Genomic DNA, 10,014 nt, shown 5'->3' with positions numbered 1-10,014 from the left:
GGTTACATTCCGAACCCGGAAGTTAAGCTCTTCAGCGCCGATGGTACTGCACTCGGGAGGGTGTGGGAGAGTAGGTCGCCGCCGGACAATCTTTTTTCAGTGAGGGCCATCCTTCGGGGTGGCCCTTTCTGTGTTTCGGAGGGGGTCGTCCCTGAAGGGGACGGCCCCCTTTTTTTCGTGTTTTCCGGGGGTGTCTCGTTTCCGGGGGGTTCAGGTCGGTCCCGGTTCCCCGGTGCCTCGGTTCGGGGAACCGGGGCCGGGAGGGGCCGCCGGCAGGCGCAGTGAACCTTTTTCACCCTCTGGGGACGAGCCGTCACAGCATGATCGTGACTCTGACGTTCGCCTGATGACGTAGAAAGCTCCTGGTAGACGGATTGATCACCACAACCGAGCCCGTCACAACCAGGAGCTTCAGGTGCTGTTCTATTGTGTCGGTCGGTACTGCGAGGATGACGAAATGATCGCGACCCCTGACGACTATGCCTGGTTCTCCTACGAGCACTTCCCCGGCCTGGCGGATGCCTACTGCTTCACCTACGTCCGCGGCCTGACGCCCGAGCAACTGGTGACCCGGCTCGGTGGCCGACCGGAGGATTTCACGCCCATGACGCTTGGGGAGCTGATCGAGGCCCGTTACAGGCACGGCTACGACACCGCGTTCCTCGGTGCCACGACCATCGGCGACTGGGTGTTCGTCGTCGAGCCCAACGTCGGGCTCGGCGCCGATGAAGGAATCATCACGCCGTTGTCGGCGGGAACCCGCCTCGTCTCCCACTTCCGCGACGTCGAAGGCGTTGAGTGCTTCTACTGGATCGAAGACGAAAAGACCCGGTTCTGCTTCATCGCTGATGACGGTTACTCGGAAGAGGTGCCGGACGAGGTCGCGGAGACCCTGCCGCGGATCGGCTCCGACTACAGACACCTCTACCCCAGCGAGGGGCCGGCGTTTCTCCTGACCGAGCGTCTCACCGGGATCACGCTGACACCGGAGCTGCTTGAGGGGTCCACCTACCTGTGCGGAGTCATCCCCGAACCGAGGTGAGCAGGATCCATTGTCTGTGGCCCCGTAGGCTGGCCGCAGCGGGTGGATCACTCCGCTGCAAGCTCCTGCGAGATCCACCGGGGGCACTGTTCTGCGCGGACCTGCTGTGTCAGGCCACCAGGGTGAAAAAGCTTCAGTGCTGTGGGGGTCGTCCGGTAGGGACGGGCCCCTTTCTGAAGCATGGGGTAGGCCATCGGCCCTTCAAGACGAGTCGGATGGCCAGCACTCTCCGACGAGGATCTTGAGCGAGGCATGATGATCCACGCTGACCGGGAATGATCTCATGCCCATGGGCATTCGATAGAAGGGCGCCTATGGCAGCAGGACATAGGGCGTGGGGACTTTGGACGGCTTGCTAGGCTGGAGAAGCCGGGCTGCCTCCTACCACGGGTGGCCTTCCTCGCGCCACACCACGATAGGGCGGGGCAGCGAGAGCGAACGGGGCGCATCCCGCGGCCGGAGACCGCCCGCACAGCGAATCGCCTCGATGACAACACGGGGCGTGCTCGCGGAGTGAGCATACGAAATGGACCAGAAGTGAACAGTGACAACGGGCGGGACGGCGCAGGCCGCCGCGAAGAGGGCGAGAACCGCGGATCAGGCGGGCAGGGAGGCTACCGGGCGGGTGGCGGCAGGGGGCGTCCTGGAGACGGCCCCCGATACGGTGAGCGTCGTTCAGGCGGATCGTTCGGTTCGGGAGAGCGGAGGGACCGCCCGTTCAACCGTGAGGGTGGTCAGCGTTCCTACGGGGATCGCGACCAGTCCCGTGGTTCGTACGGTTCCCGTGACGACCGCGGTGAGCGTCGTCCGTTCAACCGTGACGATCGTCCCGGTGGGGAGCGTCGTCCGTACGGGGACCGTGAGGGTGGTCAGCGTTCCTATGGGGATCGTGACCAGGCGCGCGGTCAGTACGGTCCGCGTGGTGGCGGTGAGCGTCGTCCGTTCAACCGTGACGACCGTCCCGGTGGCGGGTTCCGTGGCCGTGACGACCGTCCCGGTGGGGAGCGCCGTGCGTTCAACCGCGATGACCGTGGTGGGGAGCGTCGTCCGTACGGGGACCGTGACCAGTCCCGTGGTTCGTACGGTTCCCGCGACGATCGTCCCGGTGGGGAGCGTCGTCCGTACGGGGACCGTGAGGGTGGTCAGCGTTCCTATGGGGATCGTGACCAGGCGCGCGGTCAGTACGGTCCGCGTGGTGGCGGTGAGCGTCGTCCGTTCAACCGCGATGACCGTCCCGGTGGCGGGTTCCGTGGCCGTGACGACCGTCCCGGTGGCGGGTTCCGTGGCCGTGACGATCGTCCGGGTGGGGAGCGTCGTCCGTACGGGGACCGTGAGGGTGGTCAGCGTTCCTATGGGGATCGTGACCAGGCGCGCGGTCAGTACGGTCCGCGTGGTGGCGGTGAGCGTCGTCCGTTCAACCGCGATGACCGTCCCGGTGGCGGGTTCCGTGGCCGTGACGACCGTCCCGGTGGCGGGTTCCGTGGCCGTGACGATCGTCCGGGTGGGGAGCGTCGTCCGTACGGGGACCGTGAGGGTGGTCAGCGTTCCTATGGGGATCGTGACCAGGCGCGCGGTCAGTACGGTCCGCGTGGTGGCGGTGAGCGTCGTCCGTTCAACCGCGATGACCGTCCCGGTGGCGGGTTCCGTGGCCGTGACGATCGTCCGGGTGGGGAGCGTCGTCCGTACGGGGACCGTGACCAGTCCCGTGGTTCGTACGGTTCCCGTGACGACCGCGGTGAGCGCCGTCCGTTCAACCGTGACGACCGTCCCGGAGACGGCTTCCACGGAGAAGGCGGCTCCCGCACCCGTTACGGCAGGGAGGAGCAGTCGGGCGGGCGCTACGAGGCCGGGCCGGCGCGAGAGCGCGAGGAACTGCCTCCGCTCGCCCCGGACATCACCGCGGAGGAGCTCGACAAGGAGGTCCGCGAGGAACTGCGCTCGCTTCCCCTCGATCTCGCCGACCTGATCTCCCGCCACCTCGTGGCGGCGGAACGGGCCTTGGGGGAGGAGAACGCGGAGCAGGCCTACGAGCACACCAAGGTCGCACGGCGCTTCGCAGCGAGGATCGGCGTGGTGCGGGAGGCCGTCGGCATCGCCGCCTACCACGCCGGGCATTTCGCCGAGGCACTCAGCGACCTGCGTGCCGCTCGCCGGATGACGGGCTCGGACGCGTACCTGCCGATCATGGCCGACTGCGAGCGCGGCCTCGGACGTCCGGAGCGTGCCCTCGATCTGGTCCGCTCGAAGGAAGCCGAGCGGCTCGACCGGATGGGCAAGATCGAGCTGGCCATCGTGGAGTCCGGCGCCCGCCGGGATCTCGGCCAGAAGGACGCCGCGGTCGTCACCCTTCAGCGACTCCCCGAACTGCGTGACAGCCGTCCGCAGCCCTGGTCGGCCCGCCTGGCCTTCGCCTACGCCGACGCCCTGGCCGACGCGGGTCACGAGGGCGCGGCCACCGACTGGTTCGGCCGGGCGATGGCCTTCGACGAGGACGGCGAGACCGACGCGGCCGAGCGTTACGCGGAGCTGACCGGCGCCGTCATCGAAGACCTCGAAGAGGACCTCGACGACGAGGCGGCCGACGAGGATGTCTCCGAGGACGAGGCGGCCGTCGAGGTCGGCGAACTCACCGGACCCGCCCTCCCGGCCGAGGACGAGGACGAGGCCGGCTTCGAGGACGAGTCCGACGAGGATGAGCTCGACGAGGACGAGGAGTCCGCCACCGTGGAAACGGCCGTGGACGAGAAGACGACGGAGACCGGTGTCGGACCGGCCTTCATCGAGCCCGACTTCGGAGACGCCCTCGACACCGACGAGGACGAGGACGACCAGGCCTCGGACAAGGACGACGAGAAGTAGTGCTCACCCCGGCGGCGGTGAACGGAACGGTCCGTCCACCGCCGCCGGACCTGTGGCTCAGGGCTGGACCCGGTCCAGCCAGTGCAGGATGCCGGCCACATTCGACGGGGCGCCGCTGAGCAGCTCGAACTGCTCGGCGGTCGCCTCGTCGGCCTTCAGCGCCGCATAGCGCTCCCGCGTGCGCTCCCTGACCATGGCCACCGCGTGGTCCAGATCCATGCCCTCCGACCGGGCCTGCCGGGTCAGGTCGACCCAGATCCGCAGTTCCTCCGCCGAGCGCTCCAAGGTCGCCGCCACGTCCGTGACCGGTCCGTAATGACTGAACAGCAGGCGCTGCGGGCCCAGCGCCTCGAACAGCGCGATCGAGTCCAGGGCGGTGCCCAGGTCGAAGTCCGGCGGCGGCGTGGCGGGGCGCAGGTCGCCCGTCTGCGGGAGGTAGACGCCGGCGGCGTCGCCGACGTAGAGATCGCCCGTCTCCGAGTCGATGAGCCCCACGTGGTGCTTGGCGTGGCCGGGGGAGTAGTGGCTGCTGAGGGTCCGCCCGTTGCCGAGGTCCACGGCTCCCGTGTCGCCGAGCGCGCGGATGCGCGAGGCCTCCGTGGGAGACAGCTCGCCGAACAGGGTGTCCAGTTTGTCGCCCCAGACCATCCGGGCGCTGGCCATGAGACGCGACGGGTCCGCGAGGTGGCGGGCACCCTTCTCGTGCACGACGATCTCGGCCTGCGGGTAGAACCCGGCGATGTCGCCGACCCCGCCGGCGTGGTCGAGGTGGATGTGGGTGACGACGACCGTGGCGAGGTCGTCCGGGCCGACTCCCAGCGAGGCCAGGGCGTCCCGGACCACCGGCGCGGAGGTGGAGGTCCCCGTCTCGACCAGGCACGGCCGGTCCCCCAGGATCAGATAACCTGCCGTGATGCCGGAGAACCCGGCCATCCGCGTGTCGATCTCATAGACGTCTCCGCCGAGGGCGGTGATGTTGTCCACAGGCCACCTCAGGGTTGGAACCGGTATCCCCAGAACGGCGTTCGGGCCATTCCGGCACAGCTCACATCGTAAAGAGTCGTCCTCGATCGGCAGAGATCGAAGGAGGATTCGATGGATCGCAACGAGGTCGTCCTGACAGGCCGCCTGCCCGAGGCGGTGCAGATCAGGACGCTGGAGAGCGGCACCAGGATCGGCACCTGGCGGCTGATCGTACGGCGCCGGCCGCGCGGGCGCGGCACCCGGGTGGACACCATCCCGTGCGTCTCGTTCGACTCCGGAGTGATCGAGAGCGTGACCGGTTGGCTCCCCGACGACGTCGTCGAGGTGGTGGGGTCCCTGCGCCGCAGGTGGTGGGGGAGGGAGAAGCCCAAGGCCTCCGGCTACGAGGTCGAGATCCGCGCGGTGCGGCGCCTGGAGCGCCGGGTCACGACGGTTCTCACCGGCGACGAGGGCCTGCCCGCCGCGGATCCGTCGCCCGCCCCCGTCCCGGCGCGGCCCCGGCCGCTCCATTCCCTCACCCAGGCCGGGCGCGGCCACGCGCCTTCCCACGCCGGCGTCAGCGTTGCCCCGCCTCCGGATCCGGATGTCGTGCGAGTCCCGGCGCCCCGGCCGGCGGGAGCCGGAAACCTGCTGAGGACTCCGCCCCCCGAGGACGCCCCCGCGGTGGAGGAGAGTCCGCTCGCGGAAGGACCGCAAGCGTCGGGAGGACCGGGAGCGGCGGTTTCGGGCCGGCTCTCAGCATGACCGTCCGGGAGTGAGCAGGCGCATGAGCAGGCCGGTCCGGGGCTTGGGGCCGAAGGAGGTCGACTTTCGCGGCACCCGTTCTCCCTGGGCCGCGACCGCGAGCACGTCGTCGACCGCGAGCGGGTTCATCAACACGGCGGTGCCTCCGAAGTCGTGCGCGAGCCGTACGGCCGCCTCGGGGTCGTGGTGCACGATGCGCACCGAGTGCTCGTCGTCGCGCATCCCCCACACCTTGGGCAGCAGGAACTCCGCGAGGATGGAGGTGTTCAGCGCCCGCCAGCGGGCCGACCTGCCGGTCGGCATGGCGTGCGCGACCTGGTCCGGGTCGGGATCGGTGATCAGGTGTGCAGGGCCTCCGGCGGCGAGCAGGAAGGCCGGTCCCGCGATCTCCCGCAGGGCGGCGAGGCCCTCCGCCAGATCGGCGTACTCATGGGCCTGCCACGCGCCCTTGGCTCGCGCGAGGGCCTCACCGAGCGGCAGGCCGGGGATGACCCGGTGGATGGCCTGCAGGTCGGGGGGATAGGCGTCGGAGTCCACCAGGAGGGCCAGGCCGAAGTCCCAGGGCCCGGCGGCCGAGTCCGGGGACGCGGCGGTGTGGTGCCCGGCGGCCTCGTGCCCGGTGGCGCGATGCTCGGCCTGGAGCGCCCGGTAGGTGGCGTAGCGGTGGTGGCCGTCGGCTATGAGAGCCCGGCGGGGGCGCAGGTCGGCGTCGACGGCGGCGAGTTCGGCGGGATCGGTCACGGCCCACAGGCGGTGGCGGAGCCCGTCGCCGGTGACGGTCTCGACCAGCGGCGTCCGGGCGGCGGCGACCTGGTCGACGAGACGGGTGGCCGCGCCGCCCCCGCCCTCGTAGAGCAGGAAGATGGGCTCCAGGTTCGCCTCGGTCGTGCGCATGAGCGCCAGGCGGTCGGCCACCGGACCGGGCATGACGTCCTCGTGCGGCAGGATCGTCCCCCGCTCGGGGGAGGCCAGGCCCACCTCGCCGATGAGCCCGCGCTGCAGGGTTCCCGGGCCGCTCTGCTCGTAGACGTACACCCCGGGGACCTCGTCGGTGACCAGAACACTGGAGGAGAGCCAGGCGTGCAGGGTCTGGCGGGCCTCGGCGTACCGGTGGCGGTCGGCGCCGGGAAGGATCAGCCGCACCACGTTGTTGGGATGGGCGGTGAGCAGGTCCCGGACACCGGTCTCGCCGATGAGGTCGTAGGGAGGAGAGGTGACCGCGGCCAGGTCGGCGACCGCGAACCGCACCCCGCGGAACGGACGTAGCACCAGTCCGTCGGGCACCGGCAGTTCAGGATCAGCCATAGGGGGCATGCTGCCATAAAGGCCCGAAGCGTCCAGATGCCGCGCCGCGGGCGGCGCACCGGCGCCTGGTCCGTTAGGGAATCGGTCAGGTCGGTCGTCTGACGATGAAGGAGGCCTCACACAATGATCCAAGGACGTGGTGGTCCGTCTGATTCCCCCGGCTCCGAGGCGGGCGCACCGGCGGGGGAGGTCTACGACTGGTTCCAGCGGGGGATGAAACTCCTCTCCGAGGGAAGCCCCGCAGCCGCCGCCGCACTGCTGGAACGCGCCGTGGACGCCGAGCCCGAGTCGCGGAGCATCCGTGAGGCGCTCGCCCGCGCCCAGTTCAACTCCCACCAGTACGCCGACGCCGCCGACAGCTTCCGCTGGATCGTCGACACCAACCCGACCGAGGACTACGCCTATTTCGGCCTGGGCCTCTCCCTGTGGAGGACCGGGGACATGGAGGCCGCCCAGGAGCCGCTGGCCATCGCCGTCGCGATGAGGCCCGACCAGCGGCACTACGTGTCGGCGCTGAAGAGCGTCCGCGCCACGCTGAACGCCCGCAGGAACGACCCGGAAGGGCGGTGGCGGGAGCACGTCCGGCGCACGGACTGACAGGGCGGGCCGGGGACTCCGCAGAGCACGGAGCGAGCCGGTCCGCCGTACGGGCAGAGGAGCGGGGAGGACGCCCCGCGGACGGGGCCGGCGTACGCGCCGCACGGACCGGCGCCGGCGGGGCGTCCCGGAGGAGAGAGGGGTCGGGCGCGTGCGCCGTACGGGCCGGGAGGGTGAACGGGCGTTCCCGCGGGCTGATGGAATGACCCGGTGCACTCACAGACGCTGATCGACGCCTACGACACCCTCCTGCTGGACCTGGACGGGGTGGTGTACCTCGGCCGCGACGCCGTACCGGGAGCGCCTGAGGCGTTGCGACTGGCCGGGAGCCGCGGCGTACGGCTCGCGTACGTCACCAACAACGCCTCCCGCACCCCCGGCGCCATCGCCCAGCACCTGAGCGCGCTCGGCGCCCCCGCGGCCGCGGCCGACGTGGTCACGTCGGCCCAGGCGGCGGCGCGGCTGCTCGCAGAGCGGTTCGGGCCGGGTGCGGCGGTCCTGGTCGTCGGGGGCATGGGCCTGCGCGGCGCGCTGCGCGCCCACGGGCTGCGCCCGGTCAGCACCGCGCTCGACGAACCGGTCGCGGTGGTGCAGGGAATCGCCCCCGACCTCTCGTACGGCCTGCTGTCGGAGGGCACGCTGGCCGTACGGCGGGGCGCCCTGTTCGTCGCCGCGAACGCGGACTCGACCATGCCCACCGGCAGGGGAGAGCTTCCCGGAAACGGCGCCATGACCCGGGTGATCGCCACCGCCACCGGAGTGGAGCCGATCGTCGCGGGCAAGCCCGAGCCGCCGCTGCACCGCGAGTCGATGCTGAGGACCGGGGCGCGGCGGCCGCTGGTCGTCGGAGACCGGCTCGACACCGACATCGAGGGGGCGGCCAACGCAGGAGTGGACAGCCTGCTGGTGCTGACCGGAGTCGCCGCGCCGCTCGACCTGCTGACGGCCGGTCCCCGGCACCGCCCCACCTACATCGCCGCGGACCTGTCCGCCCTGCACCGGCCGTACTCACGCCCGCGGCGGAACGAGGGGGCGTGGCACTGCGAGGGGTGGACCGCCCGCTGGTCGGACGGCGCGGGCCTCCGCCTGGAGGGGCGGGGGGACGCCGTCGACGGGCTGCGGGCGGCCTGCGCGGCGGCATGGGAGGCCGCGGGTGACGGAGCGGCAGACCAGGACGCCGTGAAGTCCGCGCTCAGAGAAGTTTCCGCAGGCGGAGGAGGTCTCCGAAGCTCGCGTCGACCTTGACCCGGCCGCCGAACAGGGCACGCCCCATGTCGAGCTCGCCGTTGACCAGCGCGACCAGGTCGTCGCTGCCGATGGTCAGCTTCACCTCGGCGGGCAGGCCGTCGGCCGGCGGGCGGTCCTCGAACGGGTCGAGGCCGCCGTGGTGGATGCGGCCGTAGAAGGTGACCCCGAGGTCGCTGATGTGGCAGCTGATCCTGCGCTCGACCACGTGCCTGGCACGGCTCTCCTGGTCGACCTCGTCGAACTGCTCACCGAGTTTCCGCAGTGCCACCCGGCACTCGTCGACGGTCGCCATCGAGTAGCGCTCCTTTCTTTCCGGACCGGCCCGAATCCCTCTTGTCTACGGACGGTAGCGTTCCACATAGACACAATGCGCGATCCAGCATGCGGGGGTGTGCTGGAAGAGGAGGCTTCTGCCATGGTGTTCGAAGCACTGCGGGGGTATGTGCAGGGGGCTACCGGTCTCACGGAGATGACAACGAGCAAGGCCACCGCGATAGTTCGCGAGTTGCTCGCCTCGGGGGAGAACGGCCTGTCCCAGATGTCCGGCCAGGTCGACAAGCTGGCCAGGGAACTGGTCTCGACGGGGAAGGCCAACCGCGACCAGCTCAACGAGCTGGTCAGGGCCGAGGTGGACCGCCTGCTCGGCCGGCTCGACCTGGCCCGCGCCGAGGACCTCGACCGGCTCGGATCCCGGATCGCGGAGCTGGAGGCCCGCCTCGCGGCCGTCGGCGGGCGGCCCGCGTCCCAGGCCGCCGCGCCTCAGACCGCCGCGCCTCAGGCCACCGCGCCTCAGGCCACCGCGCCTCAGACCGCCGCGAGCAGGGCCGTCACGGCGGAGACGGCATCCGCGATCAAGGCCGTCACGGACGAAGAAGTGCCTGTGGCCAAGCCCGCCAAGCCGGTGAAGACCACCGGGACGAGCTCGCGGGCTCCCGGGCCCGCCGTGGCGGGCGCGGCGGCGGGCCGGACGGCCGCCACCCGGAGCCGCACCACGCCCAAGACCGCCTCCGGGGAGAAGGCGACCGCCGGGCGGGGCCGCGCCGCGGCCGTCACGGACCCCGCGGAGAAGGAGGCGCTGGAGACCGCGCCGGTGACCAGGGCGAGGAGGACGGCCGCACAGAGCGCTCCGGCGGTCAAGGAGAAGAAGCCGGCGGGGAAGCGCGCCGGGGGGGACCCGGACCGGTGAGGCGGCCCAGGGACCGGGGCAGGCGCCGGGAGGCACCGCCGGGACGACG

Annotated in this window: 10 protein-coding genes and 1 rRNA gene; 7 read left to right on the top strand and 4 right to left on the bottom strand. The window is 71.0% G+C overall.

Translation table 11 applies throughout. The features are described from left to right. Window positions 1-87 (top strand): 5S ribosomal RNA (gene rrf, locus FHS22_RS13795); the annotation flags it as partial. A gap of 370 nt (window positions 88-457) precedes the next feature. Next, a complete protein-coding gene (locus FHS22_RS13790) occupies window positions 458-1,042 on the top strand; it encodes a DUF6461 domain-containing protein (protein WP_184941665.1) in 585 nt (194 codons plus the stop codon). Window positions 1,043-1,717: 675 nt separating this feature from the next. Here the strand turns inward: FHS22_RS13790 and FHS22_RS13785 are convergent. Then, a complete protein-coding gene (locus tag FHS22_RS13785; protein WP_184941718.1) occupies window positions 1,718-2,827 on the bottom strand; it encodes a hypothetical protein in 1,110 nt (369 codons plus the stop codon). A 213-nt stretch (window positions 2,828-3,040) separates the two neighbouring features. Here FHS22_RS13785 and FHS22_RS13780 point away from each other — a divergent pair, with 213 nt between their 5' ends. Then, on the top strand, window positions 3,041-3,901 hold the full coding sequence (locus tag FHS22_RS13780; RefSeq protein ID WP_260407909.1) for a hypothetical protein: 861 nt from the start codon (window positions 3,041-3,043) through the stop codon (window positions 3,899-3,901). Window positions 3,902-3,958: 57 nt separating this feature from the next. Here FHS22_RS13780 and FHS22_RS13775 read toward each other — a convergent pair whose 3' ends face one another. Then, complete coding sequence (locus FHS22_RS13775) at window positions 3,959-4,885, bottom strand: MBL fold metallo-hydrolase (RefSeq protein WP_184941664.1); 927 nt, start codon at window positions 4,883-4,885, stop codon at window positions 3,959-3,961. 111 nt (window positions 4,886-4,996) lie between these two features. On the opposite strand from FHS22_RS13775, the gene FHS22_RS13770 reads away from it, so the two are divergent. Then, a complete protein-coding gene (locus FHS22_RS13770; RefSeq protein ID WP_184941662.1) occupies window positions 4,997-5,629 on the top strand; it encodes a single-stranded DNA-binding protein in 633 nt (210 codons plus the stop codon). Here FHS22_RS13770 and FHS22_RS13765 read toward each other — a convergent pair. After that, entirely contained in the window at window positions 5,621-6,934 is a 1,314-nt protein-coding gene (locus FHS22_RS13765; protein WP_260407908.1) for a DUF1015 domain-containing protein, read from the bottom strand. The two genes, FHS22_RS13770 and FHS22_RS13765, sit on opposite strands and share 9 nt — an antisense overlap. Window positions 6,935-7,057: 123 nt before the next feature. Here FHS22_RS13765 and FHS22_RS13760 point away from each other — a divergent pair, with 123 nt between their 5' ends. Beyond that, window positions 7,058-7,531, top strand: coding sequence for a tetratricopeptide repeat protein (locus FHS22_RS13760; protein WP_184941658.1), 474 nt, complete (start codon window positions 7,058-7,060; stop codon window positions 7,529-7,531). A gap of 210 nt (window positions 7,532-7,741) precedes the next feature. After that, window positions 7,742-8,776, top strand: coding sequence for an HAD-IIA family hydrolase (locus FHS22_RS13755; RefSeq protein WP_184941657.1), 1,035 nt, complete (start codon window positions 7,742-7,744; stop codon window positions 8,774-8,776). Here FHS22_RS13755 and FHS22_RS13750 read toward each other — a convergent pair. Then, window positions 8,724-9,071, bottom strand: coding sequence for an SCP2 sterol-binding domain-containing protein (locus FHS22_RS13750; RefSeq protein ID WP_184941655.1), 348 nt, complete (start codon window positions 9,069-9,071; stop codon window positions 8,724-8,726). The two genes, FHS22_RS13755 and FHS22_RS13750, sit on opposite strands and share 53 nt — an antisense overlap. Before the next feature lie 177 nt (window positions 9,072-9,248). Between FHS22_RS13750 and FHS22_RS13745 the strand changes: the two genes are divergently transcribed. Beyond that, entirely contained in the window at window positions 9,249-9,965 is a 717-nt protein-coding gene (locus tag FHS22_RS13745; protein WP_184941654.1) for a coiled-coil domain-containing protein, read from the top strand. Window positions 9,966-10,014: the final 49 nt, after the last annotated feature.

The sequence above is a fragment of the Thiemannella venezuelensis genome (genome assembly GCF_014203605.1).
GTDB lineage: Bacteria > Actinomycetota > Actinomycetes > Streptosporangiales > Streptosporangiaceae > Planomonospora_A > Planomonospora_A venezuelensis.
This window is presented reverse-complemented; position numbering and strand designations above follow the sequence as displayed.

Coding starts and splice junctions, on each gene's coding strand:
- FHS22_RS13790 (WP_184941665.1), top strand. CDS start 458: ATGATCGCGACCCCTGACGACTATGCCTGGTTCTCCTACGAGCACTTC.
- FHS22_RS13770 (WP_184941662.1), top strand. CDS start 4,997: ATGGATCGCAACGAGGTCGTCCTGACAGGCCGCCTGCCCGAGGCGGTG.
- FHS22_RS13765 (WP_260407908.1), bottom strand. CDS start 6,934: ATGGCTGATCCTGAACTGCCGGTGCCCGACGGACTGGTGCTACGTCCG.
- FHS22_RS13760 (WP_184941658.1), top strand. CDS start 7,058: ATGATCCAAGGACGTGGTGGTCCGTCTGATTCCCCCGGCTCCGAGGCG.
- FHS22_RS13750 (WP_184941655.1), bottom strand. CDS start 9,071: ATGGCGACCGTCGACGAGTGCCGGGTGGCACTGCGGAAACTCGGTGAG.
- FHS22_RS13745 (WP_184941654.1), top strand. CDS start 9,249: ATGACAACGAGCAAGGCCACCGCGATAGTTCGCGAGTTGCTCGCCTCG.